At 43.2% G+C, this 17,898-nt stretch carries 16 protein-coding genes and 1 pseudogene; 16 read left to right on the top strand and 1 reads right to left on the bottom strand.

Going from position 1 to position 17,898, the window contains the following annotated elements:
• Nucleotides 1–168: 168 nt before the first annotated feature.
• On the bottom strand, nucleotides 169–2,262 hold the full coding sequence (locus AVZ68_RS12475) for a copper-translocating P-type ATPase (RefSeq protein WP_437182693.1): 2,094 nt from the start codon (nucleotides 2,260–2,262) through the stop codon (nucleotides 169–171).
• A gap of 197 nt (nucleotides 2,263–2,459) precedes the next feature.
• Between AVZ68_RS12475 and AVZ68_RS12470 the strand changes: the two genes are divergently transcribed.
• The 16 genes and pseudogenes from AVZ68_RS12470 (at nucleotide 2,460) to AVZ68_RS12400 (ending at nucleotide 17,597) form a co-directional block, all read left to right on the top strand.
• Nucleotides 2,460–2,759 (top strand): metal-sensitive transcriptional regulator, encoded by a 300-nt coding sequence (locus tag AVZ68_RS12470; protein WP_059104885.1) that lies wholly within the window; start codon nucleotides 2,460–2,462, stop codon nucleotides 2,757–2,759.
• An 18-nt stretch (nucleotides 2,760–2,777) separates the two neighbouring features.
• On the top strand, nucleotides 2,778–2,984 hold the full coding sequence (locus AVZ68_RS12465) for a copper ion binding protein (RefSeq protein WP_367576336.1): 207 nt from the start codon (nucleotides 2,778–2,780) through the stop codon (nucleotides 2,982–2,984).
• A gap of 277 nt (nucleotides 2,985–3,261) precedes the next feature.
• Nucleotides 3,262–3,609: a (2Fe-2S) ferredoxin domain-containing protein gene (locus AVZ68_RS12460; protein ID WP_059104884.1), complete on the top strand. Its 348-nt coding sequence runs from the start codon at nucleotides 3,262–3,264 to the stop codon at nucleotides 3,607–3,609.
• Nucleotides 3,610–3,612: 3 nt separating this feature from the next.
• Complete coding sequence (locus AVZ68_RS12455; RefSeq protein ID WP_281176623.1) at nucleotides 3,613–6,039, top strand: heavy metal translocating P-type ATPase; 2,427 nt, start codon at nucleotides 3,613–3,615, stop codon at nucleotides 6,037–6,039.
• 4 nt (nucleotides 6,040–6,043) lie between these two features.
• Nucleotides 6,044–6,913 (top strand): DUF8832 domain-containing protein, encoded by an 870-nt coding sequence (locus AVZ68_RS12450; RefSeq protein WP_245628133.1) that lies wholly within the window; start codon nucleotides 6,044–6,046, stop codon nucleotides 6,911–6,913.
• Between the two features lie 26 nt (nucleotides 6,914–6,939).
• The gene (locus AVZ68_RS12445) at nucleotides 6,940–7,221 is read left to right on the top strand and encodes a glutaredoxin family protein (RefSeq protein ID WP_059104883.1); all 282 of its coding nucleotides are present in this window, start codon (nucleotides 6,940–6,942) and stop codon (nucleotides 7,219–7,221) included.
• Nucleotides 7,222–7,317: 96 nt separating this feature from the next.
• A pseudogene (gene spx / locus AVZ68_RS12440) lies at nucleotides 7,318–7,674 on the top strand (transcriptional regulator Spx); the annotation flags it as partial.
• A 91-nt stretch (nucleotides 7,675–7,765) separates the two neighbouring features.
• Nucleotides 7,766–8,101 carry a four-helix bundle copper-binding protein gene (locus tag AVZ68_RS19880; RefSeq protein WP_082676562.1) on the top strand — a complete coding sequence of 112 codons (336 nt, stop codon included), beginning with the start codon at nucleotides 7,766–7,768 and terminating at the stop codon, nucleotides 8,099–8,101.
• 83 nt (nucleotides 8,102–8,184) lie between these two features.
• Entirely contained in the window at nucleotides 8,185–8,391 is a 207-nt protein-coding gene (gene copZ / locus AVZ68_RS12435; protein ID WP_059104882.1) for a copper chaperone CopZ, read from the top strand.
• A 242-nt stretch (nucleotides 8,392–8,633) separates the two neighbouring features.
• Nucleotides 8,634–10,208: a multicopper oxidase family protein gene (locus AVZ68_RS12430; protein ID WP_059104881.1), complete on the top strand. Its 1,575-nt coding sequence runs from the start codon at nucleotides 8,634–8,636 to the stop codon at nucleotides 10,206–10,208.
• Nucleotides 10,209–10,456: 248 nt separating this feature from the next.
• Nucleotides 10,457–11,908 carry a UDP-N-acetylmuramoyl-L-alanyl-D-glutamate--2,6-diaminopimelate ligase gene (locus AVZ68_RS12425; RefSeq protein WP_059104880.1) on the top strand — a complete coding sequence of 484 codons (1,452 nt, stop codon included), beginning with the start codon at nucleotides 10,457–10,459 and terminating at the stop codon, nucleotides 11,906–11,908.
• A 539-nt stretch (nucleotides 11,909–12,447) separates the two neighbouring features.
• Nucleotides 12,448–12,972 (top strand): thiol-disulfide oxidoreductase ResA, encoded by a 525-nt coding sequence (resA, locus tag AVZ68_RS12420; protein ID WP_059104879.1) that lies wholly within the window; start codon nucleotides 12,448–12,450, stop codon nucleotides 12,970–12,972.
• A gap of 11 nt (nucleotides 12,973–12,983) precedes the next feature.
• Complete coding sequence (gene resB / locus AVZ68_RS12415) at nucleotides 12,984–14,615, top strand: cytochrome c biogenesis protein ResB (protein WP_059104878.1); 1,632 nt, start codon at nucleotides 12,984–12,986, stop codon at nucleotides 14,613–14,615.
• A 3-nt stretch (nucleotides 14,616–14,618) separates the two neighbouring features.
• Nucleotides 14,619–15,815 (top strand): c-type cytochrome biogenesis protein CcsB, encoded by a 1,197-nt coding sequence (ccsB, locus tag AVZ68_RS12410; RefSeq protein ID WP_059104877.1) that lies wholly within the window; start codon nucleotides 14,619–14,621, stop codon nucleotides 15,813–15,815.
• A gap of 13 nt (nucleotides 15,816–15,828) precedes the next feature.
• Nucleotides 15,829–16,536: a cytochrome c biogenesis CcdA family protein gene (locus tag AVZ68_RS12405; protein ID WP_059104876.1), complete on the top strand. Its 708-nt coding sequence runs from the start codon at nucleotides 15,829–15,831 to the stop codon at nucleotides 16,534–16,536.
• Between the two features lie 230 nt (nucleotides 16,537–16,766).
• Nucleotides 16,767–17,597 (top strand): C40 family peptidase, encoded by an 831-nt coding sequence (locus AVZ68_RS12400; RefSeq protein WP_059104875.1) that lies wholly within the window; start codon nucleotides 16,767–16,769, stop codon nucleotides 17,595–17,597.
• Nucleotides 17,598–17,898: the final 301 nt, after the last annotated feature.

Here is a 17,898-nt window from a genome sequence, read left to right as displayed (position 1 = left end):
GATTGGCATTTCTCCACCAACCTCGTTACAGTAAATTCGGGAATGCAGGTTATATATAGACCATCCTAGAAAAGCGTTAATGAAGAAGTTTTAGCCCACTAGAACTTTGCCTCAAATCCGGAGACGTTCTATACGTCTCCGGATTTGAGGATGTGATTTTTTTGTTGGTTATTTCGTCTTCAGCGACTGGGCATTAATGGCCACAATCACCGTACTTAACGACATCAGTACAGCACCAAGGGCCGGGTCAAGGATAATCCCCCATGGAGCCAATATTCCGGCTGCGAGTGGAATAGCCGCAATGTTATAGCCTGCTGCCCACCAGAGGTTCTGGATCATCTTTCGATATGTGAGCCTGGACAAGTCAATGATGGAGACCACATCTTTAGGATGACTGTTCACAAGTACGACATCAGCGGTTTCCATAGCTACATCCGTTCCCGCTCCAACCGCAATACCAAGGTCGGCGTTGGCAAGGGCTGGCGCATCGTTGATTCCGTCTCCTGTCATTCCGACACGGTTCCCGCCTTTCTGAAGTTCTTTGATCTTTTCCGCTTTTTCGTGGGGAAGAACTTCTGCAATAACGTAATTGATGCCAATCTGCTTCCCGACTTCCCGTGCTACTTTTTCGTTGTCGCCTGTTAACATTAGCGCTTCAATTCCTATCTGATGCAAACGATCCACGGCTTCTTTGGCGGAATCCTTTACCGCATCAGCTAGGGCAATCGCACCGAGAAGTGCTTGATCCCTAAGTACAAAGACAACGGTTTTTCCTGTTTCTGACAGTTTGGAAAAATGATCCTCATCGTAACGGATGCCTTCCCTTTGTAAAAAGCCAGGACTAACGACAGAAATGCTCTGGCCATCCACTTTTCCTGTAATGCCTGCTCCTGTCATGGAATCAAAGTCTTCTGGCTGTGGAATGTCGACCTGTTCTTCGCTTGCCTTATTGACAATCCCCATGGCGATCGGATGCTCTGATTGCAATTCAACAGATGCAGCAAGCCTTAACAATTCCTTCTCAGATGTCTGTTCCTCTGTCAGGATGTCCGTAACCCCAAACTCCCCTTTCGTTAAAGTCCCGGTCTTGTCAAAAGCAATCGTATCGACGCGTCTGGCGTCTTCAAAGCCAATTCGATTTCGAATAAATAACCCTTTTTGGGCGGAAATTGCGGTCGAACGGGCAGCGACTAATGGAATCGCAAGTCCAAGCGCATGGGGACAGGAAATAACGAGTACGGTGACCATTCGCGTCATCGCATCTCCCACACTATAGCCAAGCGCTATCCAAATGATGAACGTAAGCAGCCCGGCAACGATAGCGACATAGAATAGCAGCTTAGCGGCTCGATCTGAAAGCATTTGTGTTTTCGATTTGCTTTCCTGGGCTTCCTTTACAAGTTGTACGACTTGTGACAAGTACCCCTCATCGCTTGTCTTTGAAACCTCAATGGTAAGGGAGCCGGAGGAGTTAATCGAACCACCGATTATTTCATCTCCCTGTTCTTTTTCCACAGGGACAGACTCTCCCGTTAGCATCGATTCATCAATCGAGGATTTTCCCTTTAGAATGTGCCCATCTGCCGGTATTTTTTCCCCTGGCTTGATAAGAAGGCGGTCGCCTTTTTTCAGCTCGGCGACAGGCACGGGCGTTATTTCATCGTTCTCCATTAATTTATTGGCTTCCTGCGGCATAAGTTCCACCAGAGATTCAAGGGAATCCGAAGCTTTCATAACGGATTTCATTTCGATCCAATGACCAAGAAGCATGATGGCGATCAGCGTCGCTAGCTCCCAGAAGAAGTCCATACCTTCGACGCCGAAAACTGTTGCAACGCTGTAAACGTAGGCGACGGTGATGGCAAACCCGATAAGTGTCATCATACCTGGGGATTTACCTTTCACTTCACTAACAAGCCCCGTTAAAAATGGCCACCCTCCGTAAAAGAAGACAATGGAGGACAGAATGAGTTCAATAGCCGTATCTCCAGGAAACGTAAGAGAATAGTTAAAGAACATCTGGATCATGTCTGAAAGAACGATGATGGGGATCGCTAGAACCAGTGTAATGAAAAATCGTTTTTTAAAGTCAGAGATCATTTCTTCATGGCTGCCGTGACCGTGATGATCATGCCCCCCATGTCCACTATGTACATGATTTCTGTGGTTTTCATGGTGAGAGTGATGGGGATTTCCTCCAGCATGGTGTTCATGACGCTCATGAGGGTGATCTTCTTGTTCGTGTTTATCCATTTTGGACATTTCTACTTCCCTCCTTATAAAATATGTTACCCTGGTAAGGTATGAGTGAAACATAGGTCATAATTAACCATTTAAAAGCTATTTAAAGCGATATACATAGTATGTGCCAAAATAATGAATTGATTCATCAATAGGGGTATTGTATAATGGAGCCATGTATCGTGAATGGTGCCTGCCATTCTTGCCATAAGTAGGAGGTGAGTATAACGGCTTCATCAGATAAAGGACATACCGTCCAACCAAACAAACAGCAGTTGTTAAACAGACTTAAACGCATTGAAGGGCAAGTACGGGGCGTTCAGAAAATGTTCGAAAACGAACAATATTGTGTAGATATCCTCCATCAAATTAGTGCTGTGCAAGCAGCGACCATTAAAGTAAGTCTTGCATTGATGGAAGATCATACTCATCACTGCGTTGTGAATGCAATTGAGGAAGGCGATAAAGACAAGGCCATTGATGAGTTGATGGATGTGATGAAGCGCATGGTGCGCTAATACGTTAAGGAATTAAAAGTGAATCAAACATTTTCTGTCCAAGGAATGTCGTGCAATCACTGTGTCCATAGCATTGAAGAGAGTGCAGGGAAACTTACTGGAGTTGATTCTGTTAAGGTGGACTTGCAATCTGGACAAGTGGAGGTCTCTTTTGATGAGAACGCCATTTCCCTCCAAATGATTAAAGAAGAATTGAGCAAGGTTACGAAGTTGCATAGCTGTTAATTAATTAAAAATTTAAAATATTTATGTGCTAGGCCTTTAGCCTGTCGACAAAGTCTCGATTTTCTCAAGACGGTGGGCAGTTTTTTTGTATAAGAGGCGTAGAGAAGCCTAAAGGCGTCGCTGTCGGAAGACAACTAAAAAAATTAAACAAAACTACTTGAATACTATAGGGGGGTATAGTATGATGTGATCATACACAATAAGAAACAAAGAAGGAGGTTGATGTTTGTACTTCATTTAAAAACGAAAACTTAGGGAGCGAGAGAGGGATGGGGGAATGAACTTAGAGGGAGTCTCTGGCCACTTTCTTTTGTGCAATGGGAAATCGTGTACGAGAAAAGGAGCCGAAGCTGTGACACAAGCGGTTCGGAAAACAATTAACGACCATGATTTCACTAAAAGCATTCATACAACCAAAACATGGTGCAATGGCCAGTGTAAACATGGACCGATTGTCATTTCTTACCCAAAAGGGGATTGGTACCAGGCAATGACCCCTACACTTGCAAAACAACTGGTACTCGCGCATATCCAACGACAACCCTTTTTAAATAATCGCTTATATACGTATGCAGAGGAACATTTTAAAAAAGAAGAGAAAGACAATACCCCAAAGGAGGGATAGAACTTGGCACAAAAAGAAGTATCGTTACTCATCACTGGCATGACATGTGCAGCCTGTGCAAACAAAATTGAGAAGGGCCTTTCAAAGATGGAAGGGGTTCAAGAAGCCAATGTTAATTTTGCCATTGAAAAAACAAAAATCACCTATGACCCCGACCAAACGAGTGTTCAGGAGTTTGAAGAAAAGATTGATAAACTCGGCTATAAAGTCGTTCATGAAACGCAGACCTTTGATATCTCAGGCATGACGTGCGCAGCGTGCGCTAATAAGATTGAAAAAAAATTATCGAAAATGGATGGCGTAGCAAGCGCCAATGTTAACTTCGCATTAGAAAATGTGGCGGTTGCGTATGACAAGGCTCAAGTGGCTGTCAGGGATATGGTTGAGGCTGTACACAAGTTAGGGTATACGATTAAACCGCAAACATCAAAAGAAGAAACGGCCAATGACAAGGAAAAAGAGATTCAGCATCAAACTGGAAAGTTTATTTTTTCGGCGATCTTATCCCTGCCGCTTCTATGGACGATGGTGACGCATTTTGAATTCACTTCCTTCCTATATATGCCTGATTTGTTTATGGATCCATGGGTTCAATTGGCACTAGCCGCACCGGTGCAATTTATCGTAGGGGCCCAATTTTACAGAGGGGCCTACAAAGCCTTGCGAAATAAGAGCGCCAATATGGATGTGCTTATTGCCCTTGGAACGACTGTTGCGTTCTTCTATAGCATTTTCTTAGGCTGGGAGTGGTATCAAGGCGGTCAAGTCGGCATGCCGGAGCTTTACTTTGAAGCGGCAGCTATTATTATCACCCTTGTTGTATTAGGGAAGTTATTTGAAGTTCGGGCCAAAGGACGCACCGGTCAAGCGATTCAAAAACTTCTTGGACTGAAAGCGAAATCAGCAAGAATCATCCGAGAGGGAGAAGAAATGGAAGTGGCCATTGAAGAAGTGCTCGTTGGGGATACCGTTGTTGTTCGTCCAGGTGAGAAGATTCCTGTTGATGGGAAGATTTCGCAAGGGCAGTCGGCGGTTGATGAATCCATGATTACGGGCGAAAGTATCCCAGTGGACAAAAAGCCAGGCGATGCAGCGATTGGCGCCACCATTAATAAAAACGGCCTTTTGAACATTGAGGCAACAAAAGTTGGAAAGGATACGGCGCTCTCACAGATTGTCAGAGTGGTCGAAGAAGCTCAAGGAAGTAAAGCGGATATTCAGCGGATTGCGGATAAAGTATCCGGTATCTTTGTTCCTGTCGTTGTTGTTATTGCCGTTGCTACATTCCTTGTCTGGTACTTCATCATTGCACCAGGGGACTTGCGTTCAGCGCTCGTGCCACTCATCACGATTTTGGTTATCGCTTGCCCCTGTGCGCTCGGTCTTGCGACGCCAACCTCAGTGATGGCTGGTTCTGGCCGTGCTGCCGAGATGGGCGTCCTTTTCAAAGGCGGCGAGCATCTTGAAAACACGCGTTCCATTCAAACGGTGGTTCTTGATAAAACCGGAACGGTGACAAAAGGGGAACCAGAATTGACGGATGTGCTCGTTGCTCCAGGTTTTGAGGAAGAACAAGTGCTGTCCTTTGTCGGTTCTGCTGAGAAAAACTCGGAGCACCCGCTCGCTGAGGCGATTGTAAAAGGTGTGGAGCAAAAAGGGATTTCTCTGGAAGCTCTAGACGACTTTGAAGCTATTCCGGGATATGGAATACGTTCAGTTGTGAAAGGTTCTGAAGTGCTCGTAGGGACACGCAAGTTACTAAAGAGCAAAAGCATCTCAATGGGAGCATTTGACGAAAAAATGACTACACTGGAGGAGCAAGGAAAAACGGCGATGCTGATTGCCATTGATCAACAACTAGCTGGACTAGTCGCTGTAGCTGATACGGTGAAAGACACATCGAAAGCGGCGATTAAGCGAATGCATGACCTTGGTTTAGAAGTGATTATGCTGACGGGTGATAACCAACGGACAGCCAATGCCATTGGCCAGAAAGTGGACATTGACCGAGTCATCGCTGAAGTCGTTCCTGAACAAAAAGCAGAAGAGATCAAAAAGATCCAAAGCGAAGGCAAGAAGGTCGCGATGGTTGGGGATGGTATTAATGACGCACCAGCACTTGCAGTGGCCGATATTGGCATGGCCATTGGTACCGGCACGGATATTGCCATCGAAGCAGCAGACATTACCCTTATGCGCGGAGACCTTCATAGTGTAGCGGATAGCGTGCACATTAGTAGTAAGACGATCCGTAATATCAAGCAAAACTTATTCTTCGCCTTCTTTTACAATTCTGCATCGATTCCGATAGCGGCAATGGGTCTACTTGCGCCTTGGGTAGCGGGAGCCGCGATGGCTTTCAGTTCTGTTTCCGTTGTGTTTAATGCCTTGCGCTTGCAACGTCTGAAGTTAGAGGGCAGGGGGGAATAAGAGGATGATTAGAACATGGGTAATCAGTGGCATTGTATATGTTGGGCTTGTGATTGCGAGCTATAGCGCAATCACAGGCGAAAATCCTCTTAATAGTGGCGGTATGGACCATGGAGAACATGAAGAGCAGAGCAGCCAAAGCGATGGATTTGAAGAACATGGAGATCATGGGGAACAGACACCTTCTGAGGAGGAAAGTCATATGAACGACCATCAGAACCATAACATGAGCAATGATTCTGACGTTCAAACTGGTGTCAGTTACGAAAACGAACACCTACAAATTGAGCTAATGGATGACGAAGGAAACGCGCCAGAGCTTGAGGTGTCACACGAGAAAGAATTGCACCTGATCGTGGTCTCGGAAGATCTAGAGGAGTTTATTCACCTTCACCCAGAAAAGCAAACGGAAGGGACATTTTCTGTAAAGACACCTCTAGATTATGGACGCTACAAAGCATTTGTGGATATTACACCGAAAAACAAGGAATACGTGGTTGAAGCGAATGAACTCGTTGTGGGTGATGACGTTTCTGAATCAGAAGAGACAGAACTCACGGCAGATACGTCGATGACAAAAGAGGTTTTAGGCAAAACAGTAACGCTTGATGCGTCGGGGATAGAAGTAGGAGAAGACGCCACCCTTTCGTTTGACTTGCATGGGGAAGTGCCAAAACCTTATTTAGGAGCATTAGGTCATGTGGTCATTCTAGATGAAGCGGGAGAAAAATTCATCCATGTCCACCCGTCATCCGAGACGGAGACGGTCTTTGAAACACATTTTGAGGAACCTGGACTTTATAAAGTATGGGCGGAATTTGACCTTCCGGACAGTGGAGTTGTGGCGTTTCCTTTCGTCATTGAAGTGAACTAACCTTCAAAAAAAGGAGGCCGTTTGTAATGTATTCATTAGAGCTGTATACACACCCATGGTGCTCAGATTGCCAAGACAGCAAGCAGTATTTGAAAAAAACGAAAGTTCCTTATGTGGAGCATGATTTAGGTCAGCACCCAGAAAAGGAAGCACGGCTAAAAAATCTTACAGGATCTAAAGTTGTTCCCGGATTTGTGTTTAAGAAAAAGTCGCTTTTGGGGAAGCTTCAAAAGCCTACTGTGTTTACCGGTTTTGAGCGTAATGAAGAAGAAATTAAAGCACTCATTCAGAAAATGGAGGAAAGATAAGAGACGGCGCGCCAGCCGCTCAAACTGTGCAGCATGATTTTGAACACAAGTATGGGGGTAATTGATGTTCTACTCTTGTAAGGGAGGCGGGATCAAATGATTAAAGTGTATACCTCTGCAAGTTGTCCATCCTGTCGCAAAGCAAAGAGTTGGTTAAACGAGCATCGGCTTGAATTTATTGAAATCAATCTGTTTCAAACGAAACTAACGGTGGGTGAAGTGCAGGAGATCTTTCGGCTGACTGAGAATGGCATCGATGAAGTTATTTCAAGGCGATCAAAGGTTTTTGATGAATTGGGTATCAACATCGAAGAACTGTCGTTGCAAGAGTTATTTCGCATCATTTGTAAGTGCCCTGTTCTATTAAAACGACCCATTTTGATTGATAATAAACGCTTGCAAGTGGGCTATCATGAAGAAGAGATCCGGCGCTTTCTCCCGCGATCCATTCGAAAACGAAGTAAAGGAGGGGATATATATGTAAGTAATAGCCGCAGGGATAAGATAAAACGGCCAAACGAATTAAAATCGAGGAGTGATTCACATGAACCACACGAAATTGGAAAAATGTATTGAAGACTGTCTGGCGTGTTTGAAGGAATGCGATGTTTGCTTTGATGCCTGCTTGAATGAAGACGATACGGCGATGTTAGCAGACTGCATCCGTTTAACAAGAGAGTGCGCTGAAATTTGTGCATTTGCCGCGAGCGCGATGTCACGAAACAGTCCATTCTATCAGGAGATCTGTCAGCTTTGTGCAGCCATTTGCAAGGCCTGTGGCGAAGAATGTGAGACCCACGCCAGTCATCATGACCAGTGCAAACGCTGTGCTGAGGTATGCAAACGTTGTGCGGAAAGTTGTTTGGCAGTCGTGCAGTAATAATAGCAAGGAGAATAGATCACATTATTTTTATACCTTACCAGCGTATGGTAAATCGAGCGTAAAGAGAGGAGCAATCAGTCATGAAGGAAATGACATTAAATGTACAGGGGATGTCTTGCGGACATTGCGTGAACTCCATTGAAGGCAATGTGGGCGATCTAAACGGGGTGAATCACGTAAAGGTTCATTTAAGTGAAGGAACAGTTGATGTAACCTTTGACCCGGACACGGTAGCTCTTAAGGAAATAACAGAAGTGATTGAAGAGCAAGGATATGATGTAGCCTAAGAGATGAAGCACAGCAACTTAGCTGAAAACGAATGATTTGTCCTTAAAGAAGATCGAGAAAACCCGCTGTTGAGAGCGGGTTTTTCCTTCCCTAAGCCTAGTTTTTCTCATTTATCATGTCTTTCATAAAGGCTAGATATGGACAAAGTATGAACAGTGGCATTGGAGTCGTGCTCTTCATAAATTCTATAAATTTGTCGTTTAAAGTATATGGTAGGTGTTAATTCAAAGGGGGCAGAAACTTGAAAAAATCATATGCACTAATTGGTGGGACGTTCGCCTTGTCCTTGGTGATAGCTGGCTGCTCGGATGAAGGGGTGGATCATTCTGAAATGGAGATGGGGTCCAGCCCAAGTGAAAGCCAGCAAGAGGAACCAGATCAAGAGGGTCAAAATATGACGAACGAGGATGGCCAGAAGATTTTCAATCTGGATGTCACGGAAACTCATTGGATGTATGATGATGAAACCATGACTGAAGCCTGGACCTATAATGAAACCGTCCCGGGCGAGGAGATTCGTGTGCAGGAAGGCGATGAGGTTGTATTAAACGTAAAGAACAATTTGGAAGAACCCACTGCTCTTCATTTGCACGGCTTTCCTGTTCCTAACGAGATGGATGGCGTCCCTGGCGTCACTCAGAATGCGATTATGCCTGGGGAAGAGTTCACGTATGAGTATCAAGCAAACGTACCGGGAACATACTGGTATCACTCCCACCAGGACGGTGCGACTCAGGTCGACAAAGGGCTTTACGGTGTCTTTATTGTTGAACCAGAAGATCAGGAATCCTATGATGTCGATGAAGTCATAGTGACCGATGAATTTGCTTCTACGGAAATGGACATGGGCGACATGAATGGAATGGATCATGAAGGCATGGATATGGGTATGGATGATACGGGCGATATGGATCATGCGGAGATGGAGAACGGAGACATGGATGGCATGAGCCATACTGAAATGATGAACGAAATGTATGACACGATGGTGATTAATGGCCAAGCATCCTCGCAAATTGAATCAATTGATGTAGAGGAAGGGAATAAAGTAAAGCTACGATTTGTTAATGCGGGACTGTTTACACAAGTCGTATCAATTCCTGAGCATTCATTTAAAGTGACGCATTATGACGGTCAACCTGTTAATGAGCCTGAGGTTATAAGTGATACGGCCTTCCGAATCGCTCCGGCCGAACGATATGACGTTGAGATTGAAATGGACAATCCAGGTGCTTGGGGAGTTCAAATCTTTGCTGAAGAAAATCAAGAAAGATTGAATGCGTTAGTTCCACTTGTTTACGACGGGTATGAAGACGAGGAGCTACAAACCAAGGAAGTTAATTCTTCATTCTTGGACTTAACCACATACGGGGAGGCTCAAGACATTAATGTGGGAGACATTACTAAAGAATATGACATGCTCCTTGGGTCGGATGACGGGGGAGACACCTTCACAATCAACGGCAAGCAATTCCCCGACCACGAGATCTATGAAGTGGAAGAAGGGGATGTGGTGAAGGTAACCATTGAAAATGACACAGATTTCGACCATCCAATGCACTTACATGGGGAGTTTTTTAACGTGATTTCGAAAGATGGAGAGCCAATTCAAGGGTCGTCTGTCCTTAAAGATACGTTAAATGTGCGGCCGGGCGAGACCTATGAAATTGTGTTCGAAGCCCAGAACCCTGGGAACTGGATGTTTCATTGTCATGAGTTTCACCATGCAAGTGGCGGAATGGTAGCTGAAGTGCGCTACGAAGGGTTCGAACCCGCATTTACCCCGAACCCTAATGTCCCAAATAAGCCTGAGTAAATACAGGAAGGGGTCTTTCTAAAAACCAAGAAAGACCCCTTCCTTTGTAAGGATTTGCAGTGGCAAAGAAAGTACTATTGAAGAACAATATTGCTGGCATACTAGTAGTACAGACGGCTAAATCTAGAATTGTTGCGGTGCTCTTATGAATACACGAGCGCTTCGGTTAAGATTGCATTGAGTTTAACATAATAGTACACTTTTAAATCTTCACAAATTGCACATAAAATTAAGGGGCAAGGCTTCCAATGGAACTGTGGCAACTAATGAAAGACATAGGTTTTGATAATCAAGTAAATAAAGAACTAGACATACAAATTAAAGGGATTACCGACATTTCCTCTAACGTAAGAGAAGGGTACCTTTTTATTGCTATTCGGGGTGGCCAAGTGAATGGCCATGATCTTATAGAACAAGCTGTTCAACTAGGTGCGTGTGCAGTCGTAGGGGAAGAAGATAGAGAAAGCGAAACGATTCCCTATATAAAGGTTGAGAACAGTAGGAAAGCATTAGGACACATAGCAAGACATTATTACGGGAATCCTTCGAAACAAAAAGTGGTGATTGGCATTACCGGAACTAATGGGAAAACAACTACTAGTTATCTTGTAAGGCACATTCTTGAAGAGAGCGGTATCTCTTGTTCTTTAGTTGGAACGATTCATAACATCATAAATGGGGAGGTTGTAGAGGCTGTCAATACGACCCCTAATTCCCTTGTTTTAAACGAATTATTGCTAAAAAGCAATGATCAGGTCGTAATCATGGAAGCATCTTCGCATGGACTAGCTCAATTCCGGTTGGAAGGAATCGAATTCGATTTCTGTGTGTTTACCAATTTGACCCACGATCATCTTGATTATCATGGATCGATCGAAAACTACTTTCAAGCTAAAAGGTCGCTTTTTGATAAAATAAAACCAGGGGGAAAGGCCCTCGTCAATACAGACGATGCATGGGGCGAGAAATTAATCACACTCCTGCAAGAGAAGGAAGTAGTCACCTATTCGGTTGGCCAATCTAATAGAAACGATTTACGCATTTTGGATTTCGTTACTGTGGAAAACCCATCGCTTTTGGTTAAAGAAGTTCAGGAGACGGTGACCATCAATGTGCCGATGGTCGGCATACACAACCTATACAATTCAGCTATGGCGTATGCCGTAGCGAAACAGCTTCCAATTGAAACAGAACACATAGTACAGTCGATTCTACGTTTTCCAGGAGTAGAAGGCAGGTTTGAAGTGTTAAAACAAAAAAACGGTTCTATCGTTGTAATAGATTACGCTCATACTGCAGATGCCATTTTTTATTGTTTAAAGGCAGCAAGAGATTCAGGTGCTAACAGAGTCGTTCATCTTTTTGGATTTAGGGGAAACAGAGATCTTACGAAAAGAGAAGAAATGATTAAAGTGACGGCTGAAATGAGTGATGGATACATTTTAACGATGGATGATTTAAATTCATTGCCAATGGATGAAATGGTAAAGACGTATAAATCACTAAATACTAACTATGGAAATCACAAGGGTGAAATTATCCCTGATCGAACTTTGGCTATAAAACAAGCAATGGAACACAGCAAGCCGAATGATTGGATTGTGATAACGGGCAAAGGACATGAGAAGTATGAGCAAGATTTCAAATTGCCAACAACCTCGGATATGGAAACAGTGAAGTACATAAATAATGAACTGTGAGACGTCAATTGCAGATGCTGATAATACATTGCCCACAAAATGGAAGGAAAGAGGTAGACCAATAAGAAATGAATGGTTAGGTGGCATCCTCATCAGAAGCAAGCCCAACGCCCAAACCAAAAATAGAAGAAAGAAGAGAAGAATGAAGTAGGCAGCGAATGTGCAGGAGGTAAAGGAGTCAGAATCTCTACCTGCTAATCGTTGCCTTTAAGTTTATGATTCTCTTTTGCGAAGGTGAAATTGAATTACCTACTAGTATCGCTTGTTTTGATTTGTATATACTCCGTTAAGACTTCCGCCAGAGTATCTCCAGTGTGACATGCTTCTTCAAAAGAATTATCAACTCCACCGACTTTAGTCATCTAATATCTTGGCTCCATTATGATTTGTGGCAGCAAAGCCTTTGACTCTATTACTTCCTGAAAATCGCTAATAAATGTGAATAGGTGGTGACATCTCCAACGTTCCAGTCTATCTTCATTTTTTCCACATATTTTTTCATTAGAATTTGTAATAAGAACGTACGAAAGGAGGAAACCATGAAAAGGAAACGGTTACTTATGCGGTCGATGATATTACTCGTTATGATAGGGGCAATTGGATACATGTTTTATATTAATTTCTTTTCCGATAGTGAAGCAGCTGTACGAGTCGGAGATGAAGCTCCGAATTTTGTGCTAAAAGACTTAGAGGGGAATGAGGCTGAACTAGAGGATTATCGGGGGCAGGGGGTGTTTTTGAACTTTTGGGGAACGTACTGTCCGCCGTGTGAGCGTGAAATGCCCTATATGCAAAATCAGTATGAGATTTATAAAGATCAAGGCGTTGAAATTCTTGCTGTGAACGTTGGGGAGGCCGAATTAACAGTAGATAGTTTTGTGCAACGGCATAACTTGTCTTTTCCAATTCCGATGGATACAAACCGACAGGTGTTGGATCAATACGGTGTGATCCCGCTGCCGACAACAATGCTTATTGATTCAGAGGGAACGGTAGTCAGCGTTATTACAGGTGGAATGACAGAAGCGGACATTGCTGAGTACATGGAAAGTATTAAACCATAGGGGTGATTGGAATGTCTGATTTGCGCTGTGCCTGTGGACAGCAAAATCCCAAGGGCACTGCTTTATGCGGGGCGTGCGGGAAACCTTTGGAGGAGGGAAGCAAAGAAGAAACCGTATTAAATATGCGCTATGAGGGGGCAGCCCGACGTTCCCAAACCTATAACAAAACATTCATTGACCACATTTGGAATTTCTTTTCATCAGTAAAAATAGGAATCTGGATTATTGTCATTTTGCTAGGGGCTTCCTCATTGGGAACGATTTTTCCCCAGGAAATGTATATCCCCCCCGCAGTGAATCCTGCAGAGCATTATGAGGATGAGTATGGTGTGTTCGGAAAGATTTATTATGAGCTTGGCTTTCACAATCTATACCAATCTTGGTGGTACCTATTAATAATGGCTGCCCTGGCTGTGTCACTTACCATTGCCAGTGTTGACCGATTTTTCCCACTTTATCGTTCATTAAAAAATCAGCGTGTACGTAAGCATGTCCACTTTATGAAAAGGCAGCGTCTCGTTAGTGAGTCGCAAATAGTGGATTCAGCGATCGATGAAAAATTAATGAAACGATTGAAAACTAAAAAGTACAATGTCAGAACGGATGGGAACGCAATTCTAGCTGAGAAGGGTCGGTTTGCCAGATGGGGACCCTATGTGAATCATATCGGTCTTATTATTTTTCTAATCGGTGGAATGCTTCGTTTTTTTCCTGGCATGTTCGTGGACGAGCAGCTTTGGGTTCGGGAAGGAGAGACTGAAGTTATCCCTGGGACGGGGGGAGAGTATTATTTAGAAAATCATCAATTTTTATTGGAGATGTACGATGAAGATGATGAAATTTTTCAGGATGCCATTCAGGGACTCGGAGGAGAAGTCGTCGAGACATATGAATCAACGGTGACATTATACCAACGTAACGCGAACAGTCCCGTAGGTTCAGTTCCCGATCTAGAAGAGGTAGATTCATACCAAATTCGAGTAAATGACCCATTTAAATTTGATAGCTTTGCCCTCTACCAAGTTTCATACAAGCTTCATGAGTTCAACCAAATGATGTTCACCCTAGAAAATGAAGAGACCGGGGAAGAGATGGGGGAATTTTCAGTTGACCTTTTCAATCCGGACGAACAATACGAGCTATCAAACAACTATGTCATTTCATTAAAAGATTACTTCCCCAATTTCTACATAAATGATGACGGTGTCCCAGGCACACAAACGAGAATCCCCGATAACCCGGCTTTCATTTTTCAAGTCGATAGTCCAAACCAAGAAAAAAGCGAAGTGAGTTTTTTATCGATTGGCCAAAATTTTGATCCTGAAGAGGATAACACGTATACGATTAGATTGTCTGGTCTTGAGACAAAAAACGTCGCTGGTCTAACGGTTCGGAAGGACTATACATTGCCATTCCTGATCGTAGGGGGAGCTATCTTCATGATTGGACTCGTGCAGGGAAGTCATTGGACACACCGAAGAATTTGGGTCTTACAGGAAGGAAATAGCGTTATCGTTTCAGCCTATACAAATAAAAATTGGTTTGCTTTTCGTCGAGAACTGGTGCAATTGACAGAGGCGATAGGGCTTGAACAACCTATAGATAGAAGGATAGACACACCATCTGCTAAAGGGAAGGAGTAAAAAATGGTTGAACTAAGTAGTAATTTGTTACTTGCTGCGTTTTTTATCTATATTGCCTCGATGGTTGTTTTTTCGATGACAATGTATTATGAAAACAAACAACAAAAGAAGAGAGCGAAGAAATGGGGGTGGTCCAGTTTTGGTCTTACTCTGGCAGGTTTTCTAGCTCAGCTGGGCTATTTCATTACAAGATGGATCGTAGGCGGGCATGCGCCCGTGAGCAACATGTTTGAATACACGACATTTCTAGGAATGACGATCGTCTTAGCGTTTCTTATCCTTTATATGATTTATAAGAAGCCTGTCCTTGGCATTTTCACCATGCCTATCGCGATCGTTATTATTGCCTATGCCTCCGTGTTTCCAAGTGATGTCTCACCGCTAATCCCCGCCTTGCAAACCTACTGGCTTCACATCCATGTCATCACAACAGCCATCGGTCAGGGGATACTTGGGATTGGCTTTATTGGCGCACTGATCTATTTAATCCGAGTTGTCGATCAAACGAAACGCTCCAGGCAAACGTTTTGGCTTGAGGCCATTGTTTTTGCCAGTACCTGCGCTGTTGGAATCGCGATCACGGTTGGTTTGTTTCAGGCTAATAATTACTCAGTAAGTTTCAACTGGGTGAATGAGCTTGAAGTTGAGGCAGAACTCGAATATGATCTCCCAGCAATTGTTGGGCCTTATAAAGGGGAGCTAATCCCTTCCGATCAGAACCGCTTTGGACCATTGCTTCAAACACCGGGATGGATGAATGGGGTGGAAGCACCTCGGAAATTCAATACACTTCTATGGTCGATTGTTTCAGGGAGCCTACTCTATCTTGGTTTGCGAATTATTTTGAGAAAGCGGGTTTCCGCCGCAATCCAACCGGTTTTAAAAAACGTAAACCCAGAATTGTTTGATGAGGTCAGCTATAGAGCCATTATTATCGGTTTTCCGGTGTTTGCGCTTGGGGGATTGATTTTTGCGATGATATGGGCTCAAGTCGCATGGACAAGGTTTTGGGGATGGGATCCGAAAGAAGTATGGGCTTTAATTACTTTTCTTTTTTATGCTGCCTATCTACACTTACGTCTCTCAAGAGGCTGGCATGGGGAGAAATCGGCCTGGCTGTTAGTGATTGGGTTTGGGCTTATTATGTTTAATTTGCTCGCCATTAATCTCGTCGTGGCTGGGTTACACTCTTACGCGTAAAAAGGAGTTCTTTATGAATGATATAAGCATCATACTGGCATTTGGGGCAGGGCTGTTATCTTTTGTCTCGCCTTGCAATCTTCCCCTTTATCCAGCATTTCTGTCGTACATTACTGGGTTATCAGTGGAGGAGTTAAAGGAGAAAGGGAAGGGGGTATCCCCGAAAGTAGTACACACATCCATTTTTATCTTAGGGTTCTCAACAATTTTTATCGTGCTTGGCATGTCCACCTCCCTTATTGGTGAGGCTTTTATCAGGTATAACAATTTGATTCGGCAGATTGGTGCCATTTTCATCGTTGTTTTCGGACTAGTGACAATGGGTGTCATAAAGCCTTCGCTTCTAATGAGGACTCAGCAGCTCCAGCTCTCAAAAAGACCCAGTGGGTATATTGGAACATACGTCATTGGGCTGGCGTTTGCAGCGGGATGGACACCTTGTGTTGGCCCGATATTGGCATCAGTGATTGCCTTAAGTGTCAGTAATCCTGGCTCAGGGATGTTATACATGAGCGTCTATAGCGTTGGATTTGCGATTCCTTTCTTTTTAATGGCATTCTTTGTAGACAAAATGAACTGGATCAAAAAGTACATGAATCTCATTATGAAGGTTGGTGGATCGGTGATGGTGGTGTTTGGCGTCATGCTGTATTTTGACTGGATGACTCGAATCACTTCATTTCTAGTAAATAACGTATTCAACGGGTTTATGGGATTCTAATGGGTCACAACTATTAAAAGAAAGGGTCTGCATGTAATCTGTTAAAAGAAAAGATGAGATGGACTTGCTGAAAATTAAACACTAATACTAAAAGAAAATGATTTTGATGTTAGTGGATATTCAACACATTTCGACATATTTTGTAATTGAATTGTAATCGAACCTCCTTAAGATCTCCTTGTTTTATTGATAGATTTATCTTATGCAAATTTAAGGAGGTTCAAACAAAAATGTTGGCAAACACAAAGAAAGCTTTTATCTTATCTACATCACTGATTGCTGCAATGACTGTTGGTGCGGCTTGGGGTCAAGAAGCTTCAGCTTATGTTAAACCAAACGCAGTCAACTCTCAAAAGGAGACACAAATAAAGAGTAGTCAATCTCAGAATCAAACGTCGACAGTTATTAAACGAAATGATAGAGGAAGCAATGTTGAAAAGTTGCAGATAGAGTTAAACAAGGAAGGGTACAATATTCAGGCGGATGGAATATTTGGACCTAAGACGGAGCAAGCCGTGAGAGAATACCAACAAAGCCAGGGACTCATTGCTGATGGAATTGTAGAATCTAACACTTCTAATGCACTAGCATTAAATACTTCGGTGGAAAACTATTCGTTAGTTAATACGTCTACTAGAGATTCCGGTGAAGGGGAACAACAACCTAACCATTCTGTTGAAGTTCAACAGGCATCAACACTAGAATCAAATATTGTGTCAACCGCAAAAAGCGTGTTAGGAACCCCCTATGTATGGGGAGGGACAACTGCCGCAGGTCTGGATAGCAGTGGTTTTATTAATTATGTATTTGCTCAAAACGGGGTTAGTTTATCGCGGACGCATGCAGAAATGTGGGTAAACGATGGAAAAGAAGTTGAATCCCTTACTATTGGAGATGTATTATTTTATGAAGGTACTTATAATACGAATGGGGCTTCCCATAGTGGCATCTACATTGGAAATAACCAAATGATTCATGCCGGAGCTGCTGGGGTCGAGAAAGCGGACATTACAAACCCTTATTGGCAAAGCCACTTTATAGGCATTAAATCGTTTAAGTAGTCCACACGATAAACTATAACTACATTTAAAACCAATGATTCATGGAATGACTCACGGTATTGTGATTTAGAAAGAGCATCTAAGCCGTGTTGAGTACTTTCTGATTATGTATTTTAGTTATAAAAGTGACAAGTATTGCTTCATGGTTTCACCTCAATGGCGGCATTATCATGGCAGTTCCTATTATGGGACATGCTGGTGATAATGCCTTTTTCTTTGACTAAAGTCGTTCGAAAGTTGAGTAAAGGAAAAATAGAATCTTCACAAAAACCTCAGATTTATTGTCTATACTGAAAAAGTC

Origin of the sequence: Shouchella shacheensis (genome assembly GCF_001484965.1) — a bacterium.
Taxonomy (GTDB): Bacteria; Bacillota; Bacilli; order Bacillales; family Bacillaceae_D; genus Shouchella; species Shouchella shacheensis.
Note: the sequence above shows the minus strand (reverse complement) of the source record. Positions and strands in the feature narration are given on the sequence as shown.

Coding starts and splice junctions, on each gene's coding strand:
- copZ (WP_059104882.1), top strand. CDS start 8,185: ATGAAGGAAATGACATTAAATGTACAGGGGATGTCTTGCGGACATTGC.
- AVZ68_RS12425 (WP_059104880.1), top strand. CDS start 10,457: ATGGAACTGTGGCAACTAATGAAAGACATAGGTTTTGATAATCAAGTA.
- AVZ68_RS12405 (WP_059104876.1), top strand. CDS start 15,829: ATGAATGATATAAGCATCATACTGGCATTTGGGGCAGGGCTGTTATCT.
- resB (WP_059104878.1), top strand. CDS start 12,984: ATGTCTGATTTGCGCTGTGCCTGTGGACAGCAAAATCCCAAGGGCACT.
- ccsB (WP_059104877.1), top strand. CDS start 14,619: ATGGTTGAACTAAGTAGTAATTTGTTACTTGCTGCGTTTTTTATCTAT.
- AVZ68_RS12460 (WP_059104884.1), top strand. CDS start 3,262: ATGAACTTAGAGGGAGTCTCTGGCCACTTTCTTTTGTGCAATGGGAAA.
- AVZ68_RS12445 (WP_059104883.1), top strand. CDS start 6,940: ATGTATTCATTAGAGCTGTATACACACCCATGGTGCTCAGATTGCCAA.
- resA (WP_059104879.1), top strand. CDS start 12,448: ATGAAAAGGAAACGGTTACTTATGCGGTCGATGATATTACTCGTTATG.
- AVZ68_RS12475 (WP_437182693.1), bottom strand. CDS start 2,262: ATGTCCAAAATGGATAAACACGAACAAGAAGATCACCCTCATGAGCGT.
- AVZ68_RS12450 (WP_245628133.1), top strand. CDS start 6,044: ATGATTAGAACATGGGTAATCAGTGGCATTGTATATGTTGGGCTTGTG.
- AVZ68_RS12400 (WP_059104875.1), top strand. CDS start 16,767: ATGTTGGCAAACACAAAGAAAGCTTTTATCTTATCTACATCACTGATT.
- AVZ68_RS19880 (WP_082676562.1), top strand. CDS start 7,766: ATGAACCACACGAAATTGGAAAAATGTATTGAAGACTGTCTGGCGTGT.